This is a genomic window from Collinsella sp. AM16-21 (assembly GCF_003471905.1).
Lineage (GTDB): Bacteria > Actinomycetota > Coriobacteriia > Coriobacteriales > Coriobacteriaceae > Collinsella.
Genome location: NZ_QRKJ01000007.1, coordinates 41,574 through 60,583 on the forward strand (window position 1 = coordinate 41,574; position 19,010 = coordinate 60,583).

16 protein-coding genes and 2 tRNA genes are annotated in these 19,010 nt (G+C 60.1%); 11 read left to right on the forward strand and 7 right to left on the reverse strand.

The genetic code is table 11. From position 1 onward, the window contains the following. Positions 1–5: 5 nt before the first annotated feature. Complete coding sequence (locus DW180_RS05195) at positions 6–1,109, reverse strand: glycosyltransferase (protein WP_118237775.1); 1,104 nt, start codon at positions 1,107–1,109, stop codon at positions 6–8. A gap of 256 nt (positions 1,110–1,365) precedes the next feature. Between DW180_RS05195 and DW180_RS05200 the strand changes: the two genes are divergently transcribed. Then, positions 1,366–2,385 carry a glycosyltransferase gene (locus tag DW180_RS05200; RefSeq protein WP_117770225.1) on the forward strand — a complete coding sequence of 340 codons (1,020 nt, stop codon included), beginning with the start codon at positions 1,366–1,368 and terminating at the stop codon, positions 2,383–2,385. A gap of 24 nt (positions 2,386–2,409) precedes the next feature. On the opposite strand, the gene DW180_RS05205 is transcribed toward DW180_RS05200, so the two are convergent. The 3 genes from DW180_RS05205 to DW180_RS05215 all read right to left on the reverse strand — a co-directional run bounded on the left by DW180_RS05205 (position 2,410) and on the right by DW180_RS05215 (position 6,794). Continuing rightward, complete coding sequence (locus DW180_RS05205) at positions 2,410–4,206, reverse strand: AAA family ATPase (RefSeq protein WP_147332631.1); 1,797 nt, start codon at positions 4,204–4,206, stop codon at positions 2,410–2,412. Positions 4,207–4,411: 205 nt separating this feature from the next. Beyond that, positions 4,412–6,223: a hypothetical protein gene (locus tag DW180_RS05210; protein ID WP_117770223.1), complete on the reverse strand. Its 1,812-nt coding sequence runs from the start codon at positions 6,221–6,223 to the stop codon at positions 4,412–4,414. 139 nt (positions 6,224–6,362) lie between these two features. Next, entirely contained in the window at positions 6,363–6,794 is a 432-nt protein-coding gene (locus DW180_RS05215) for an Rrf2 family transcriptional regulator (protein ID WP_117770222.1), read from the reverse strand. Between the two features lie 218 nt (positions 6,795–7,012). Here DW180_RS05215 and sufC point away from each other — a divergent pair, with 218 nt between their 5' ends. Genes sufC through sufU form a run of 5 tightly spaced genes read left to right on the forward strand, consistent with a single transcriptional unit; the run spans position 7,013 to position 12,258 of the window. Then, the gene (gene sufC, locus DW180_RS05220) at positions 7,013–7,813 is read left to right on the forward strand and encodes a Fe-S cluster assembly ATPase SufC (RefSeq protein WP_006235561.1); all 801 of its coding nucleotides are present in this window, start codon (positions 7,013–7,015) and stop codon (positions 7,811–7,813) included. A 12-nt stretch (positions 7,814–7,825) separates the two neighbouring features. After that, a complete protein-coding gene (gene sufB, locus DW180_RS05225) occupies positions 7,826–9,238 on the forward strand; it encodes a Fe-S cluster assembly protein SufB (protein ID WP_117770220.1) in 1,413 nt (470 codons plus the stop codon). Further along, complete coding sequence (locus DW180_RS05230) at positions 9,238–10,509, forward strand: SufD family Fe-S cluster assembly protein (RefSeq protein ID WP_117877090.1); 1,272 nt, start codon at positions 9,238–9,240, stop codon at positions 10,507–10,509. Before sufB ends, DW180_RS05230 begins: the two co-directional genes overlap by 1 nt. Beyond that, positions 10,506–11,831 (forward strand): aminotransferase class V-fold PLP-dependent enzyme, encoded by a 1,326-nt coding sequence (locus DW180_RS05235; protein WP_199569884.1) that lies wholly within the window; start codon positions 10,506–10,508, stop codon positions 11,829–11,831. The genes DW180_RS05230 and DW180_RS05235 overlap by 4 nt, the downstream gene beginning before the upstream one ends. Beyond that, positions 11,824–12,258, forward strand: coding sequence for a Fe-S cluster assembly sulfur transfer protein SufU (sufU, locus tag DW180_RS05240; RefSeq protein WP_117770218.1), 435 nt, complete (start codon positions 11,824–11,826; stop codon positions 12,256–12,258). Before DW180_RS05235 ends, sufU begins: the two co-directional genes overlap by 8 nt. Positions 12,259–12,918: 660 nt before the next feature. Here sufU and DW180_RS05245 read toward each other — a convergent pair. Further along, on the reverse strand, positions 12,919–13,731 hold the full coding sequence (locus DW180_RS05245) for a transposase (protein ID WP_117770217.1): 813 nt from the start codon (positions 13,729–13,731) through the stop codon (positions 12,919–12,921). Positions 13,732–14,134: 403 nt separating this feature from the next. Between DW180_RS05245 and DW180_RS05250 the strand changes: the two genes are divergently transcribed. The 5 genes from DW180_RS05250 (at position 14,135) to DW180_RS10485 (ending at position 18,697) form a co-directional block, all read left to right on the forward strand. Further along, entirely contained in the window at positions 14,135–14,869 is a 735-nt protein-coding gene (locus tag DW180_RS05250) for an iron-sulfur cluster assembly scaffold protein (protein ID WP_006235554.1), read from the forward strand. Positions 14,870–14,887: 18 nt separating this feature from the next. Beyond that, complete coding sequence (locus DW180_RS05255) at positions 14,888–15,892, forward strand: GGGtGRT protein (protein ID WP_022094815.1); 1,005 nt, start codon at positions 14,888–14,890, stop codon at positions 15,890–15,892. A 256-nt stretch (positions 15,893–16,148) separates the two neighbouring features. Continuing rightward, complete coding sequence (locus DW180_RS05260; protein WP_118237777.1) at positions 16,149–17,675, forward strand: FAD-dependent oxidoreductase; 1,527 nt, start codon at positions 16,149–16,151, stop codon at positions 17,673–17,675. Between the two features lie 161 nt (positions 17,676–17,836). Beyond that, the gene (locus DW180_RS10360) at positions 17,837–18,163 is read left to right on the forward strand and encodes a BRO family protein (protein ID WP_199569886.1); all 327 of its coding nucleotides are present in this window, start codon (positions 17,837–17,839) and stop codon (positions 18,161–18,163) included. 207 nt (positions 18,164–18,370) lie between these two features. Then, on the forward strand, positions 18,371–18,697 hold the full coding sequence (locus tag DW180_RS10485; protein WP_233545189.1) for a hypothetical protein: 327 nt from the start codon (positions 18,371–18,373) through the stop codon (positions 18,695–18,697). An 84-nt stretch (positions 18,698–18,781) separates the two neighbouring features. On the opposite strand, the gene DW180_RS05270 is transcribed toward DW180_RS10485, so the two are convergent. Then, positions 18,782–18,857 (reverse strand) — tRNA-Lys (locus tag DW180_RS05270). Positions 18,858–18,900: 43 nt separating this feature from the next. Continuing rightward, positions 18,901–18,976 (reverse strand) — tRNA-Lys (locus DW180_RS05275). Between the last annotated feature and the right edge of the window lie 34 nt (positions 18,977–19,010).

A 19,010-nucleotide genomic window follows, 5' to 3' on the forward strand; every position in this document is an offset into this window, starting at 1 on the left:
CCGACCTACCCCCTCAGCGATTCGATGAGGAAGGCGGCGACCACGCCTGGGCCTCCAACCGAGGCGTAATACTTAGCACGCCCCAAGGCACCATCCGTCGCAAAACTCGGATGCTCGTCAACCCAGCCCTCAGGATCTTTGAGGATGGCAGCGAGATTTGCGCGCTTCCACGGCTTGAGGTCGTCAAGCGAAAAGTCCCCGGCGTCCAAGGCCGCCTGAAATTCCTTGGCCATCTGAACCAGGAACTCCTTATAGAACTTGTGCGCCAGGCGCACGTAGTTCCACATGTACGAATCGTACTTAATGAGTTGATTGAACTTGAGCATGCGCGCGACATCGCCGCTTGCGTGGTCGCGGGCATAATCCTCTCGAATCCAACGCTCAATCTCGGCATACTCGGAATTGACGCAAAAGACCTTAGCCGAAGAATTGACCGAGGAATTCTCGTTGTCCTGGCGATAAGACAACACGGCATCATGCAGGTAAACAGCCTTATCGGCGCACGCGATCACCTTAAAGGCGAATGACGTGTCCTGAAAGGATGCCCCCGGAGTCGGCAGGAACTTAATGCCGTTGCGCTCAAGAAAATCGCGACGGTACACGGCCGACCAAATCGACGGCTTTTGCTTAAAGAACTGAGTCGTATCGCTCGGGTGCACCGGCTTGCCGCAGTCCTTGGCCTTAAACATCTCGTGCAGCGAACGGCGCTCCTCGGGCTTAGACCAGTAGAAATCAAAGTTAGCCTTCGCAAAGTCGGCATTATTGCTATCGGCGGCCGAGACAAGCTTTTCGAGTGCGTCGGGCGCCATAAAGTCATCGGACTCCAAGATGCCAACGTACTTGCCACGCGCCATCTCCAGACCGTGGTTCATTGAGTCGCCGTAGCCGCTGTTGACCTTGTCGATCATCTTGACGCGCCCATCGCGCTCCATATACTCGCGGATAATCGCCGGCGAGTTGTCGGTCGACCCGTCGTTAATGCAGATGATCTCAATATCCTTGAGCGTCTGCGCCATGGCGGAATCGAGACACTCGCGCAGGTAGCGCTGAACATTGTAAATGGGAATAAGTAGCGACAGAACAGGGCTGCCAGAGGCGTTAGTAGACAAATGTGCTCCTTAGGAAATACCTGTCGTTTCATGGTATCAAAGGGTCAGCGCGCCAGCGGGCGTTTATATAATCTATGGAGCCTCTTGCGGGCAAAGCAGCCCCACATCATGCGGCGGGCCCATGGCAGGTTCCTGCGTTTTATTCAAAGCTTGCCGCCAAGGTGCGCCGAGCCTTTACAATAGGACAGTCCCAAGGACGTATTCGATAGCTTCCGTGCAGCGCTCGCCCGCCGCGCGTGAAAGGATATATTGCCCCATGCCTTCAACCCTTCCCGCCCCCATCGACAAGCTCGCCATCGTTGTCGTCACCTATAAGCGCCAGGAACTCCTGGCCAACCTGTTCGACTCTATGACCAAGCTCACTGCCGCGCCCTGGCGCATCGTGATTGTCGATAACGAAAATTCGCGCGAGACCGAGGCCATGTGCGCCGCATTTAACGAGCGCCTGGCCAACCTGTGGGGCATCGACACCGAGCAGCCCGACGCGCAGGGCGGCACCGACCGCGTCATCTACGCCCCGCAGCTCGAAAACGGCGGCGGTGCGGGCGGCTTCTCCGCCGGCACTAAATGCGCCTACGACCTGGGCGCCCAGTGGTTCTGGGTGATGGACGACGACGTGCTCGTCATCCCCGAAGGCATCGAGCGTCTTGCCAAGTGGACCGACCGCTACGATGTCATCCAGGGTTCGCGCCTAGACTTTGACGGCGGCGCCTTCTTTTGGCAATACCAACTCATCCTTTCGCTCGGCATTCCCAACCCAGTCGCCAAGTGGGATCTGGGTCCCGAGGGCTACCGCACCATGAACCAGCTGTGCTTTGAGGGCGGCATGTTCTCGCGCCGCGTGGTCGACAAGATCGGCCTGCCCGACGCGCGCTTCTTTATCTACGGCGACGATGCCTGCTATGGCTACGTGGCCAGCCAGCACTTCTCCGCCGCCGTTGTTGCCGACGTGGTTCTCAAGCGCGCCCGCGCCGTCTCTAACTGGGATATCGCCGGCAAGCGCCAGCTCAACTCCACGAGCGACACCAACCGCTACTACATTATGCGCAACCGAGGCTTCCTCGCCCGCTACATGCAGATCTACGGCGACTATCACCCCGTGCTGTTCCGTCTGGGCAACGCCGCGACCTTCTGCAAGGAATTCATTCGCCTGGCTGCCGTTGACAAGTGCTTTAAGACCGGCATCCCGGCGCTGCGCCGTGGCATGAAAGACGCCCGCAAGATTATCAAGGACCCCGACTGGGAGCCCATGCCGCCCATGAAGGACGCAGAGTAACGGAAGCCGGAAACACCTCAGCGCTTAAAGCCGCTGGCACACCGTAGCCACATGCTGCCCATCAAAACCGAACCCCCAGCGCATGCGACCCACGCCGGGGCGCGGCACACGGATTTCGTCGATGCCGTCGCGCTCTATGTCGAGTAGCGACTGCACGGCCAGCAATTCCAGGCCCAGCGCATCCACATCGGGGTCATACATCAAGTTAATCGTTATCAGCGGGCGCTCGTCCAGCATGCCAATCGTATCTGCTACGTCGAACACAGCACCCGTAGGGAAAACCTGGATGTCCCAGCGACCCGCGCCACACTTTCGCCTCGAGGCAGGATTGGCATAGCCCGGCAAGCCAAAGCAGAGCCCCTGCAAGAGCAGATGATATGGCAGCGGCGCATCTGGGTCGGTCGCACCGATTCCCGCATCTCCCAGGATGCGGCTTAGCGCCCGCCTCACCGTATCCTCGTCCCCACGGCACAACCCGTCGCGAAACGCATCGACGTCTCGAATGTCTTCGGCAGCACACTCAAACCACTCAATAATCACTAGACGCAAGGCCTGGCGAAGCTCGTTATTGGGCAATCGCAAAGCACGGAGGCGATCGCCATGTTCTGGCTCCTCAGTCATATCCGTCGTGAGAAAACCGGACAGATACAGCGCTGTCCACATGCCATCGTCAGGCGAGACATCTGGCTCTGCAGTGCCCAAACAAAGCGGGACCTCAGCGCACCCATGGGCCTCGAGCAAATCAAACAAGACCGAAAGGCGGTCGAGATTCCACCCGGCAACTACCCTACTCAGGCAATCCGCATACCCATACAGATCGGCGCGCACAGGCGCCGTGCAGCCTCGGTCCAGAAAACCGATCACGCGCGCCGGACTCGAGCAATAGACCCTGCCAAACCGATATCCCTCGAGCCATTCACGCGCATCATCAAGGTTTTCCTCGCGCCCAGCACGATTCAACAGAGCCTGGACCTCGGCATCCGAAAAGCCGAACCAACGGTCACACCACGTCGAAAGCGGCGTCGACAGACAATACGAGCAACTGCGCGACGAAAGCGCCGCTTCGGCAGGACTGGGACGCTCCCCCATCAGACACGTCAGCCGCAACGAATCGCGCGCAGTGGCAATGGCGTCGAACAGCACACGATCGAATAGCCCTGCCGGATCGGCGCCGGAAGCGCCCCTCGCGCTCGCACGGCCCAACCACGCCGCGTCGTACCCATCAACGAGCAATACAACCTGCTCATCGCAGGCCATCTCCAGCAGCCCAATGAGCACGCCAAGCACCGAGGCGACCTCATCCTCGCTCGCCGCGCCACGCGCAACGCGTTCGATGTGACGCACCTTGTCTCGAGCTAAATCCGGAGCCTCCAAGAGCGCCAACAATCGAGCGCACTCGCCCGAAAGGGCATCGCGCACGGCGCCGGCAACAGCGGGGCCACGCCTCGCAGCGCTAGAAAAGTCCAGCGATATCACCGGATAGCAAGCGTACTCATCCCGATAGCGCCCGCCGTCTGCATCCCAAATCTGAGCATCGGCAAACAAACGCTGACCAGCGCGACCGACCGCTGGACGCTCCAGAAAAGCCCTGAGCATCGACAAGTTCATGCTCTTGCCAAAACCCTCGGGTCGACAGCACACCACAACGGACGCGTCGCAGTCCAACACATCGGCAATAAACATGGTCTTGTCGACCAGCATGCAGCAACCAAGAGCTTCCGCATAGTCGTGCATGCCAATGGGCAAAATCGCATCGTCATCACAGCCGATCAAACGCACGCCAAAGCCGGCAGCACAACCATTATTTGCCTGTTCAGACACCAAAACGTTCCCCCCTAAATCGCAGCACGATGCCAATTGTAATGACCGCCTCGCGCGTACCGATGTCGCCGCGCGAACATATCGGGCAACGGTAGCAACAAGAGGTGTGAGGGGGCACAACTAATCGTTGCACAACAAAAAACGGGGCCCGATGCATTCGCACCGGACCCCGTTCCGACTCTTTAGTTATCTGGCAACCGAGAGGCTACTCCTCCGAGCTGTCCTCCCCAGAAGCTTTCTTCTGCTGATCGAGCTTATGCTTACCGCTCACGATGGACGTAGCGCCCAGCGTAGCCAAGCTCGCACTGGCAAGGCTCGCCATCACGATCAAGTCGCCCGTCTTGGGCATATTGCCGCCAGATGACTTGGTCGTTGTAGTCGTCGTGGTTGTAGTGGTCACCGTCTTGGAGTCATTTTGCTCCTGAACCTGGTTATCAGCGCCGCTCTTGTCGTCGTCTTCGGACTGTTTCTTTTCGCCCTCGGTCTTGCTCTCGTCCTTCTTCTCAGATTCAGACTTCTTATCCTCGTCCTTCTTCTGAGCGGACTTGTCGCCCTTCTCATCAGAGCTAGGACCCTTATCGGATTCAGCCTTCTCGGAAGCCTTGTCCTTTGAGTCGCCCTTTGCGGCCTCGGTCTTTTCCATGGAAACCTGATCAGAGTTGTCCTTGTTCTGAGTCGAGCCATTATTGACGCCAGCCATCAGCGAAGAGCCCAACGTAGAACCAAGCTGCACGGAGAAAGAAGGCTTCTTGTCCGGCGAAGCAACGGGAGCGTCCGGCGCCTTATTCGAGTCGTCCTTGGAAGCATCGGAATCAGGGGTTGCGTCAGAGCCGAAGCCGTTGTTAGAGCCGGTGCCAACGGACGAATCGCTCGAACCAGTGGAAGAATCAGAGGAACCAGCGTCGGTCGAACCAGAGGCGGCGCTGTCCGTATTGCCGGCAGAGCTTGAAGACGAATCGCCCGCAGCAGAGCCGTTCAAATCGGAGCCGTTCGAGGTAGAGCCGTCGTTGGTAGTGCCGCCAGCAGAGCCATTACCGTCAGCATCGGTCGAGGGCGCATCCATCCTGTCATCGTTGACATCGTCACTCGAGTCGCCATTCGAATCAGGTGTCGGCGAGGGCGCCGGTGTGGGCTCGGGCTGCACGGGCGTCGCAGCGGCAGCCTCATCCTCGGCGATAAAAACCAAGCAGTCCTTCAGCTCATTTTTATAACGATTCTTCCAGCCCTCATGATACTGGGGCTGACTCGAAAACTTAGTGGCGACATTGTTGACCACGCTATTGGAGAGCGCCGTCACAAACTCGCGGTCGGACATATCGTTGGAAAGATTCGCCCAGCGGAAAAAGTCCCTGCAGCCACCGGTGCCGCACATGTTGGTGATGCTCCACACCATGCCCTTAACGCAATCGGCGCGGCCCGAAATATCAATGCCCAGGCCGCTCTTGAGCCACGCCTCGGTCACCGCATAGTACGAGTTGTACGCATAGGCATCTTGAAGTGCTGAGAACTCAACAGGATCGGTGTTGTACGCACCTTGGAAGGCATCCTGCGCGATATGGCCCAGCTCGGTAAATTGGCCGTTCTCGTACATGGCATTGCTCGCGTTGGAAATCTCGCTGCCGCGATCAATCGCATCCTTGAGCATGCTGTATTTTTCGGGGTTGTAGTTGTAGGCCTGCTTCATAAACGGAATGAGCGACCAACGGCGGTCGAACTGGTAATAGCCCAGCGCGTTATAACCGTCGCCATACGAAAAGCCCTGGTTGTAGTTGCCATGGCTCTCGTACTTGGTAAAGTACTTCATCTCGGGAGTCACGTTTACAAACGAAACGCCCTGGACCGACCTCAGCACGCCCGAGAAGGACTGCTGGGTGTAGAGGCCTTTGTCGATATCGGTGGCATCCGAGGCAACGCCCGGCGTGGGTTCCTCGGCAGCGGCGGGCGCGGGCGCGGTAACGGCGCTAAACGAAAGCGCCAGCGTCAGGCCCGCGACAATAGCAGAATGCTTGGGCTGCATAAGATCCTCCCTGCATTGGTGTAGTTAAAGTGCAGTTTGCAAAGATAAAACTAAGTATTGCAGCTCGCCCGTTGTTGCACAACAACCCCTCGGTAAACGGCAACAACCCTCCGCGAAATCTTAAGGAATTGCGCTCAACCTACAGCTTAATGTCAAAGTTGATCTCGGGGACGGCGGCCAAGTCGGCCAACGTCACGCCGTCGACGTACTTTTCGATCACGTCGTCCAGACCGCGCCAGAACTTGACGGTCGAGCACAGATCGCTGCGGGCGCAACTGTTGTCGATGCCGTCGCACGCCACCGGAGCCGTGCTGCCCTCGACGGCGCGCAGGATGTCGCCGGCACGCACCTCGGCCGGGTCCTTGGCCATCATGTAGCCGCCGCCCTTGCCGCGCACGCTCTTAAGCAGGCCCGCCTTCATAAGCGGACGAACCAGCTGCTCCAGATACTTTTGCGAGATATGCTCGCGGTCGGCAACCTCGCGCAGGGCAATCTTGCCCTCGGCGTCGCCCAGCGCCGCGATATAGATCATCAGTCGGAGGGCATAGCGGCCCTTAGAAGAAATGAGCATACCTACCCTCCCATCGTTACTGGGACAAAACCAGGCTTGTTTGCCCAAATCCTATGCACGCGGGGCAAACAAACCTGATTTTATGTCCCTCATCTAAAAAGTCGAGTGGATTAGTCGGGTTTTCCCTTGACTAACGCCGAACCCATAGTAACTTTATTCCGAGAAGATTCCTAGGGTTTAGTACACCTATGAGTACACCATATACAGAGAGGGACAGCATGAGCGCAAATCCGCTGCTTTCCATCGAAGGTCTGACCGCCTCCGTGGACGAGAAGACCATCCTCCACAACGTCAACCTTAACGTCGCCGCCGGCGAGACCCACGTGCTGATGGGACCCAACGGCGCCGGCAAGTCCACCCTCGGCCACCTGGTCATGGGCGACCCCGTTTACACGGTCAACGACGGCCGCATCGTCTTTGACGGCCAAGACATCACCGAGCTCACCACCGACAAGCGTTCGCGCGCCGGCCTGTTCCTGAGCTTCCAGGCTCCGGTCGAGATCCCGGGCGTGCCGCTGTCGAGCTTTTTGCGCGCCAGCATCGCCGGCCGCCCCGGCCTGGAGATGAAGGGCAAGGAGTTCCGCCGTCGCGTCAAGGAGCTCGCGGCCGAGCTCAACATGGACACCGCCTACCTCAACCGCGAGCTGGGCGTGGGCTTCTCGGGCGGCGAGAAGAAGAAGGTCGAGATGCTCCAGCTCCTGCTGCTGCAGCCCAAGCTCGCCATCCTGGACGAAACCGACTCCGGCCTGGACGTCGACGCCCTGTCCACCGTCAGCCACGGCATGGACGCCTACCGCAAGAGCTGCGACGGCTCCATGCTCATCATCACGCACAACACGCGCATCCTGGAGCATCTGGATGTCGACCGCGTCCACGTTATGGTCAAGGGCCACATCGTGCGCGAGGACGACGCCTCGCTCATCCCCTGGATCGACAAGAACGGCTTTGAGACCTTCGAGCGCGAGGCCGCCGAGCAGCGCGCCCAGGCCGAGGCCGCCGCTGCCGAGCAGCAGGCGTAAAGGGGCGATGCAATGACCAAGAACCGCACCGAGGTCGCGGACATCGACCGCAGCCTCTACGACTTCACCTATGGCGAGGAGGGATTCGAGCGCCTCGATGCCGGCATCACGCCCGACATCGTGCGCGAGATCAGCGCAAAGAAGGACGAGCCGCAGTGGATGCTCGACCTGCGCTTAAAGTCCCTCGAGATCTTCAACCGCTTCCCGGACCCGACGTGGGGCCCCTCCATCGAGGGCCTGGACATGGGCAACATCGTCACCTACGTTAAGCCAAACACCGACCAAAAGCACGACTGGGAGTCGGTGCCCGACGACATCAAGAACACCTTTGAGCGCCTGGGCATCCCCGAGGCCGAGCGCAGCTACCTGGCGGGCGTCGGCGCACAGTACGACTCCGAGCTGGTCTACCACAACATGCAGGACACCGCGTCCAAGATGGGCATCGTCTACTCCGGCATCGAGGAGGCCCTGCACGACCCGCAGTGGGAGCCGCTCATCCACGAGAAGTTTATGACGCTCATCCCGCCCACCGACCACAAGTTTGCGGCCCTGCACGGCGCCGTGTGGTCGGGCGGCTCGTTTGTCTACGTGCCCAAGGGCACCAAACTCGACTTCCCGCTGCAGAGCTACTTCCGCCTCAACGCCAAGGGCGCCGGCCAGTTTGAGCACACGCTCATCATCGTCGAGGATGACGCCGACCTGCACTTTATCGAGGGCTGCTCCGCGCCCAAGTACAACGTGGCCAACCTCCATGCCGGTGCCGTCGAGCTCTTTGTGGGCAAGCGCGCGCACCTGCGCTACTCGACCATCGAAAACTGGTCCAAGAACATGTACAACCTCAACACCAAGCGTGCGCGTGTGGACGAGGACGGCGACATCGAGTGGATCAGCGGCTCCTTCGGCAGCCATGTGGGCTACCTCTACCCCATGAGCGTGCTCAACGGCCGCCGCGCCCGGTCGAGCTTTACCGGCATCACCTTTGCCGGCGCCGGCCAGAACCTGGATACCGGCTGCAAGGTCGTGCTCAACGCGCCCGAGACCTCGGCGACCGTCGAGACCAAGGGCATCTCCAAGAGCGGCGGCATCCAGACCTTCCGCAGCTCTATCGTGGCCACGCCCAAGGCCGAGGGTTCCAAGGCAACCGTGAGCTGCCAGTCGCTGATGCTCGACGACCAAAGCCGCTCCGATACCATCCCCGCCATGGACATCCGCGCCAAGAACGTCGACATCGGCCACGAGGCCACCATCGGCCGCATCGGCGACGACAAGGTGTTCTACCTGATGAGCCGCGGTATCTCGGAGGAAGAGGCCCGCACCATGATCGTCAACGGCTTTGCCAACCCGGTCTCCAAGGAGCTGCCGCTTGAGTACGCCGTCGAGATGAACAACCTGATCAAGCTCGAGATGGAAGGAGCGATCGGATAATGAAACAGGAAACCAACACCGCTGCCACCACGCTCGAGCAGGTCAACGCTATGCCGGCAGCAACTTGGGGTTGGCTCAAGATGAACCAGACCAAGCTCGAGCTTTCGGACGAGCTTGTCACCGCTCCCGCCGAGGCCGTTGAGGTCGAGGGCCTGGACGAGCAGTTTGCCGGCACGGCCGACGCCTTCGACGCCGCCATGGAAGCCATGGCCGAGCGCTTCCCCGAGCGCCGTGCCGCTGCCCCCGGTGATGCCGCCGATCGCGCCCGCATCACGCCCGAGACCGAGCTCGACGTGCCCGCTACCTCCGTCTACCAGGCCGGCGCCATCAAGCTCGAGGAGGAACTTTCCCCCGCCGAGGCATTCGAGACCGGCATGGGCGAGGCTGCCTACACCTACTTGACCGACCACGCTACCAAGCGCATCGTCATCGATGTGCCCGCATACAAGCACGTCACGGCTACCGTGCGCGTGAGTGGCGTCGACGCAGCGGCTGCGATTGCCGCCATCGATGTCGTCGCCCGCCCGCAGGCAACGCTCGACTTGCAGATCGCCCTGGACTCCCCCGTTACCGGCGAGGGCGTCGTGGGCTCCGTGCTGCGCGTGTGCGCCCACGAGTACGCCACCGTCAATGCGACCTGCACGCAGACGCTCGACGACAGCTGGATCGCGCTCGACGACACCGGCCTGTTCCTGGACGAGGGCGCGCGCGTCAACGTGCAGCACACCGTCCTGGGTGCCGGCGCCAGCGCCACCGGCCTTGCCGGCGACCTGCTGGGCGACACCGCCAAGGTGACCATCGATACCGATTACCTGGGCGCCCGCGAGCAGGTGCGCGACTTTAACTACGAGTTGCGCCACCGCGGCCGCAAGACCGAGTGCGAGATCGACGCCAACGGCGTGCTGACCGGCACGTCCAAGAAGGTCTACCGCGGCACCATCGACCTCGTGCACGGTTGCAAGGGCGCAACCGGCACCGAGCGCGAGACCGTGCTGCTCGCCAACAAGGGCGTCGACAACAAGACCGTCCCCGTCATCCTGTGCGACGAGGACGACGTCGCCGGCAACCACGGCGCCACCATCGGCCACGTCCGCGACGAGCAGCTGTTCTACCTCGCCTGCCGCGGCCTTGACCAAAACGCCGCCGAGGATCTGTTCATCCGCGCCAAGCTGGAGGACGCCGCGCTTTCCGCCACCGATGAGCGCACCCGCGCTGCCGTCGTCCGCCTGGGCAACAACCTGATCGATAACTTTGAAGAGGAGCTCGCATGATCGATACCGAGCACGTTAAATGCGATACCTGCACCGCCCCCGAGCCCATGGAGCTCGACGCCAGCGACGAGGCCTCGCGCGGCTGGCCCACCGTCGACATCGAGACTAATCCATACAAGGCACAGTTCCCGCTGTTCCAGCAACACCCCGAGATCGCCTTCCTCGATAGCGCCGCCACCGCGCAGCGCCCCGCCTGCGTGCTCGACGCCGAGCGCGATTTCTACCAGCGCATGAACGCCAACCCCCTGCGCGGCCTGTATTCGCTGTCCGTCGAGGCCACCGATGCCATCGCCAAGGTCCGCCAGCAGATCGCCGACCTCATCGGCGCCGCCCAGGCCAACGAAGTCGTCTTCACCCGCAACACCAGCGAGTCGCTCAACCTGGTCGCTAAGAGCTTTGCGCCCACGGTGCTGGAGCCCGGCGACGAGGTCGTCATCACCATCATGGAGCACCACTCCAACCTGATTCCGTGGCAGCAGGTCTGCCGCGAGACCGGTGCCAAGCTCGTCTACCTCTATCCCACCAAGACCGGCCAGCTCACCACCGAGGAGGTCCTGGCCAAGGTGGGTCCCAAGACCAAGATTCTGGCCGTGGGTCAGGTCTCCAACGTGCTGGGCGTCGAGAACCCGGTCAAGAACCTCGGCAAGCTCGTGCACAAGTACGGCGGCTATCTGGTCGTCGACGGCGCGCAGTCGCTGCCGCACATGCCGGTCGATGTGGCCGACCTGGGCGCCGACTTCTTTGCCTTTAGCGCGCACAAGGCCATGGGCCCCATGGGCATCGGCGTGCTGTGGGGCAAGATGGACCTGTTCAACGCCATGCCGCCCATGCTCACCGGCGGCGAGATGATCGAATCTGTTACCGAGCAGGACGCCGTCTGGGCGCCCGTTCCCGAGAAATTCGAGGCCGGCACACAGGACGCCGCCGGCATCTTCGCCACGGGCGCGGCACTCGACTACCTGGTCAACACGGTGGGTTACGAGAACATCCAGGCCCGCGAGCAGGCACTCGTCCACTATCTGATTGGCGAACTCATGCAGCTCGACTTTGTCCAAATCATCGGCTCCATCTATTGGGACAACCACCACGGCGTTGTGAGCTTTAACGTCAAGGGCATCCACCCGCACGACGTCGCGAGCATCATGGACATGGACGGCGTCTGCATCCGCGCCGGTCACCACTGCGCGCAGCCGCTGCTTACCTGGCTGGGTGTCGAAAACCTTGCTTGTTGCCGCGCCAGCGTGGCCTTCTACAACGACAAGGCCGACATCGACAAGTTCATCGCCGGCCTGCATCACGTTTGGAGCACGTTCAATGGGTAATCTGTACACCTCCACCACATTTATGGAGCACAACTCGCACCCCGACTATAAGTACGAGATGGATGCTCCCACGCACGAGCACGACGGCATCAACCCCAGCTGCGGCGACGAGCTCACCCTGCAGCTGCGCGTCGAGAACGGCGTGATCGAGGAGGCCTCCTTTACCGGCCACGGCTGCGCCATCAGTCAGGCCAGTGCCGACATCATGGCCGACCTCATCACCGGCGAGACCGTCGAGGAAGCTCACCGCCTGGCAGAGCTCTTCCTCGCCATGATCCGCGGCGAGCAGCTCTCCGAGGAGGACCTGGAAGACCTGGACGAAGCCGCCCAGCTCCAGGACATCTCGCACATGCCCGCCCGCGTCAAGTGCGCCGAGCTCGCCTGGCGCACCCTCGACGGCATGCTCGAGGGGCAAACAAACCAGTAGTTTATGCCCCGAATCCAAGGTTTTTGATTGCCGAGCCGCCCGATACGGGCGGCTCTGTTTTTACCTAATGAGCGCGAACGCACAAAGTCCGCGCGTCCGGCGCCCCGTCTGACATTTGCCACACAGCCAGACGCGAGCACGGGCGTTTTCCACAGCACCAAAGGCCTGCGGCAGGGCCCCGGGCCCGCCAAGCAATGCGCCAAGCCCCGTTCTGCGAAGCTCCGACTCGCTTCGCGCCTGCCGCAGACGGGTCCCATAGGGAGCGGCGTGCATTTTTGCGAGTATTCAGCACGCCAAGCTGTGTGTATACGCATCGAAAGCGTTAATCAACGTCTTTAGGCGCATATATATTGTGTTTTAGAACAAGCATCGCGGTCTGACGGGACGCAGGCACGTGCTTCGGGGGCGCAACGGCGGGAATCAATAGCTTCGGGACCCGTATGTTGCAAGATTGCGGCGGTGCCGACAGCAACACGATGCTGAAAACTCCGTTTTTTGCACGGCGCAGACGGGGGTAGGCACGGGCAAACCCGGACCGAGCCGTTATTTTATGCAAGATGACGATTGTTCTATGCATATTAAGAAGTGCAGTTACCGTACCAAGCTTTTGAACGCTGGTTGCGGCGTATGGACGACCCCAGCTGCGATGAACAGGCGACCTTACATCACGTTTCCGCCAGCCCGCATCGCCGTTCGCGCGCGGGCGCGCACGATACGAGAGACGGTACTTTTGCCAATCCCGGTATACCGCTCAATCTGGCGCACCGTAAAGCCGGCATTGCTCAATCCAACAATAACGGTATCGCGCTGCGCCGGCGGTGCAGTTTTAACCACATTGAGCGGAACCCCGAGGCTCTTCGCCAACTTGTCGGCAAAGGCGTGGCGTTCCCACTCTGTCTCTTTCATATCGCACAGCGCCGGCTCGCTACCGTCCGGCGTCGAAAGCGAATAGGCAATAAAGCCCTCGGCAGAACCAAAAAGTTCAAGCACGCAAGAAGGATCAGAAAATCCCCTCGCGGCATCGGCCGCATCACAGTCGTAAGAGCGCAGATGTTCCGCAAAGCTGCTCCAGGGATAACGCTCGATTAGGCTAACGCCCACCTCCTGCGGATCGGCGTGTACGGAGCGAATAGCCTCCATCACCTGCCAATCGGTATCGAGCGAGCGCCGGTCAAAACGGTTCTGGAACAGATGCCCTGTGCGCCCCGTGCGTTTATTGAACCGCCGCGCGTACGTCAAAAGCAACCGGTGCATCGCCGCGCTCATCCTGTCCTCGTAATCTGTAAGCACCAAATGCACGTGATTGCCCATAAGGCACCAGGCGATAACCGTCACACCCTCCTCCCGACAGCACTCGCGCATCAGCTCCAAAAACTCCCACCGGTCTTCATCGCTCTCAAAGATGAGCTGTTTGCCCACACCGCGAGCACAGGCATGGTAAAAGCCGGTAACCGTTCTCCAAACGCGCTGCATGGCGCTCCCTTCGCCGGGATCTGCTTACCATCCAATACAGCACGATTGAAGCGTGCCATCAAAACATTCACGCAAAACAATACGCTCGCGCAGCCAAAGGCAGCAAACAGGCGGCGAACGGCACCGTTGCAACAGGTCAACCACTGCAACGCTTGCAAGAGCGGACCAAAAGCTTGCCCAAGACGGACCCCCTCTACGGAAGTTCACGACCACAGAACATAGAGTTAAACCGTTTCAATTAAAACTTCAGGACTTCTCGCTACGAAAACTGAGCCGTTCGCCGAATATTCCGTGCATTTCGCGGTATTATAGGGGCTGCATGTCATGTCCCTTTCGAAGGGTCGCCCGGCAATCGCCAGCCACGACCCCCAGACGGGACGCCAACACGATAGAGAGGAGAGGCATGCAGTACTCACAGGAAGTGGAGAACATGTGCCCCGTTGCCAAGGGTGCATACCACGGCCCCGCACCCATCCCCGAGGAGGGCAAGTGGGTCCAGGCTAAGGAGATTTCCGACATCTCCGGTCTTACGCACGGTGTGGGTTGGTGCGCACCTCAGCAGGGCGCCTGCAAGCTCACGCTGAACGTCAAGGACGGCATCATCGAGGAGGCCCTCGTTGAGACCATCGGCTGCTCGGGCATGACCCACTCTGCCGCCATGGCTTCCGAGATCCTTCCCGGTAAGACCATCCTCGAGGCCCTCAACACCGACCTCGTCTGCGACGCCATCAACGTTGCTATGCGCGAGATTTTCCTGCAGATCGTTTACGGCCGCAGCCAGACCGCGTTCTCCGAGGGCGGCCTGCCCGTGGGCGCCTCCCTCGACGACCTCGGCAAGGGCCTTCGCTCTCAGGTCGGCACCATGTTCGGCACCAAGGCCAAGGGCGCTCGTTACCTCGAGCTCGCTCAGGGCTACGTCACCCGCATGGCTCTCAACGACAAGAACGAGATCATCGCATTCGAGTTCCTGAACCTCGGCAAGTTCACCGACGCCGTCAAGGCCGGCAAGACCCCCGAGGAGGCCATCGCTGGCGCTATGGGCCACTATGGTCAGTGGGAGAACGCTGCCAAGTACATCGACCCGCGCACCGACGAGGAGACTCACTCCGTCGCCAGCGTGTTCCCGGTTCACGAGTAGAAAGGGAGGGAAATAACTATGACTGTTACGTTCGAAGGTTACGAGCGCCGCGCTGACAAGATCAACAAGTGCCTCGCCGACAACGGCATCGCCTCCCTCGAGGAAGCTCTGCAGATCTGCACCGACAAGGGCTTCAACCCGCGTGAGATCGTCAACAACACCCAGTCCATCGCCTTCCAGAACGCCGAGTGGGCCTACACCCTCGGCTGCGCTCTCGCTGTCAAGCGTGGCGCCAAGACCGCTTCTGAGGCTGCCGCCATCATCGGCGAGGGCATCCAGGCCTTCACCGTTCCCGGCTCCGTCGCCGAGGACCGCAAGGTCGGTCTGGGCCACGGCAACCTGGGCGCTATGCTGCTCTCCGACGACACCGAGTGCTTCGCCTTCCTGGCTGGCCACGAGTCCTTCGCTGCCGCTGAGGGCGCTATCGGCCTGGCTCTGAACGCCAACAAGGCTCGCAAGAAGCCGCTGCGCGTTATCCTCAACGGTCTGGGCAAGGACGCCGCTCAGATCATCGCCCGCATCAACGGCTTCACCTACGTGAAGACCCAGTTCGACTACTTCACGGGCGAGCTCAAGGTCGTCGAGACCATCCCCTACTCCGATGGTCCCCGCGCCGCCGTCAACTGCTACGGCGCCGACGACGTCCGCGAGGGCGTTGCCATCATGTGGCACGAGAACGTCGACATCTCGATCACCGGCAACTCCACCAACCCGACGCGCTTCCAGCACCCCGTCGCTGGCACCTACAAGAAGGAGCGCCTCGAGGCTGGCAAGAAGTACTTCTCCGTCGCTTCTGGTGGCGGCACTGGCCGTACCCTGCACCCGGACAACATGGGCGCCGGCCCTGCCTCTTACGGCATGACCGACACCATGGGCCGTATGCACTCCGACGCCCAGTTCGCCGGTTCTTCCTCCGTGCCTGCGCACGTCGACATGATGGGTCTCATCGGCATGGGTAACAACCCCATGGTCGGTGCCACCGTCGCCTGCGCTGTCGCCGTCGAGGAGGCCCTCAAGGCCTAATCGCGCTTGCGCGATGCTCATATAGTTGAGCTTTGGAGCCGCTATCCACCCGGGTAGCGGCTCTTTTTGTTTGCGCTGGCGCAGGGTATCTAATGCCGATATATCAGCTGGGGCGAAATACGAGATGTGAAGAGATGGAGCGTCAGAGCGTCCATGACGCCCACCTGCCATATTTGCCCTTTACCGATTTGACGAGTCTTTGCGGCCCCATTGCCGATCACCCGTGCGACAATGCGCCGGACGAGAAAGGAATCCGATGGAATCGACTGATGTACTGGTAATTGGATCTGGCATTGCGGGCCTTTGTGCCGCCATCGAAGCGGCACGCACGGGTGCAACCGTCACTGTGGCAAGCGCCGGCAAGACCATGAGTGGATCGAGCTTCTTCCCGGGTACCTGGGGCCTCGGCCTCATCGGTCCCGTCGACGAAGACGACGAGCAGGACCTCATCGACACCATCCAGACCGTCGGCGGCGGTGTCGCCGACCCCGAACTCGTCCAAACGTTCGTCCACGGCATTCCCCAAGCGATTGACTGGCTCGAGCAAGACCTGGGCGTTGAGCTCCAGCGTCCGCAAAGCGCCAAGAGTGCTCAACAAAAGCAATTTATCCCCTGCTTTGACCACAAGACGCGCATGTGGCGCGGCCTCACCCGCAAGCCCCTTGAGGACGCTCTGACGACCTGGATCGAGTCGCTCGGCATTCGCCTGCTCCCCCGCCATGAGCTTATCGACCTTGTTGAGGACACGAACGGCAGAATAACCGGAACCGTACTCTACGACCTTACCGAAAATCGAATCGTGCCCTTTGCTGCCAAGGCCACGATCATCGCAGCCGGTGGCACAGGCGGCCTGTTCGAGCGCAGCCTTACGTCGGCTGATGTGCTCAGCTCCTCGCAGGCCATCGCACTGGCGCACGGCGCAACACTTACTAATATAGAGTTCATGCAGATGATGCCCGGCTTCATCGAGCCCAGGCGTAACTTGGTCTTCAACGAGAAAACCTGGCGCTACGTGCATGTAGACCAGCCGGTAGATATTGCCGACGACAAGCTGAACGACCTGCTCGAGCAGCGCTCTGGATATGGTCCCTTCACGTCACGCTTGGCCTCCCGCGCTATCGATCTCGTCATCGATCAGGCAGGTGTCGAAGGCCTGGCACTCCACTACGACTTCCCCCGCGAGGATGTCCCAGAGTTTGTGCAGACCTTTGCCACCTGGCTGCAAGACGAGCACGGCATCGCCCCGACTGACGAGATGCGCGTTGCGATGTATGCCCACGCCGCTAACGGCGGCATCAAGATCGATAAGACTGCGCACACGGGCATTGAGGGCCTCTACGCTTGCGGCGAGGCGACAGGCGGCATGCACGGCGCCGACCGCATTGGTGGCTTGTCAAGCGCCAACGGCATCGTATTCGGACGTATCGCGGGCGCATCGGCAGCCCTCACAGCGCAGAAAGAGCCTGAGGCGGCCCTGAAGGCGGATATCACCCTCCCCCAGTACGGCATTGCCACAACAGATGCCGAACGCCTGACACACAGCCTTAGGCACACGATGAGCACCTTTTGCATGATCAACAGGACCGAAACAGGCCTATCCGAGGCACTACACGAGCTTGAAAACATTCAAGATGATGCCACAGCTCTAAATAAGCCGCATGCCAACGACAGCGAAATCGCTGCGCTCGCCCGCATACAGTCGCAGATTCAACTAGCACAGGAAATGGTCAAAGCCATGCGCAACCGAACCGAAAGCCTGGGCTCGCACTATCGAGCGAATTAAACTGGACACCTATCTAAAGCAGAACACAACTAATCGATATCTATGGGCCCCGTGAGCTCGAAGTGGCACGGGGCCCATTCGTGTCCGCACGGCAGCGTATCCTTATTCCGAATACAGAGCGTGCAAAGCCTGCATAGACAATAGACCAGCGAGGAGGAGATATGGACAGTAGAGATATCGAGAAGTGGCGTGTCAAACTTGATAGCTACGCCAATGTGGAAGACGGCGTTGAGTATTGGCTCGCACGCGATTTAATGGAACCCATGGGATACACTCGATGGGAGAACTTCGCCGAAGTTGTTAAGAGGGCAAAAGTCTCGTGCGAAACAAATAAAACTCCAGTTGATTCCCATTTTCGTGACACCACGAAAATGGTAACTGCCGGTGTCGCCGCTCGTGCGGTTAAAGACTACAAACTTACGCGCTATGCATGCTATTTAATCGCCCAAAACGGAGATTCAAACAAGCCAGAGATCGCGCTCGCCTAGGCATACTTTGCCGTGCAGACGCGCCGCCAAGAGCTCATAGAGCAGCGCTTCGCAGAGATTCAGCGCTTACAGGCGCGCCACTCGCTATCCGATTCAGAGAAACAGCTCTCGGGTATTGCGTTCAAACGCGGCGTGGACTCCAAAGGATTCGCGATCATCAAGTCGAAGGGCGACGAAGCGTTATTCGGCGGCAGAAGCACGGCGGAAATGAAGCAGCAGCTCGGCATATCCAAGAGCGCGGCATTGGCGGACAGGTTAGCCGATGTCCTCATCAAAGCAAAGGACCTTACGAACTCGATGACGGCCTTCAACGCCGAGGAACACGACCTGTACGGTCTGGACCAGATCAAGCAAGAGCACGTCGAGAACAACACAAGCGTGCGTGGCGGCCTCATCGACCGCGGAATTGTCCCCGAGAACCTGCCACCTGCCGAGGATACAAAAAAGCTCGAGCGTCGCGTGAAGGCAGCGGAGAAGAAACTCAAGGAAGGTACTGACGGTTTTACCGATCCCCAGGGTAGACTCGATCTGTGAAAGCGGCCGTGCCCTTTCGGGTTCGACCCCATGAAAGGTCAACAAAAAAGACGGCCAACTTTCGTTGACCGTCTAAACATGCTTTGGTGGGCCGTCAGGGGGTCGAACCCTGGACCTTGGGATTAAGAGTCCCCTGCTCTACCAACTGAGCTAACGACCCAAAGCTAAAGTCCGTGGTGGCGGACTTTAGAGGAGATATCGTGTGGTGGGCCGTCAGGGGGTCGAACCCTGGACCTTGGGATTAAGAGTCCCCTGCTCTACCAACTGAGCTAACGACCCGATATCGACACGAAGCAAGAACTGGGGTGGGTAA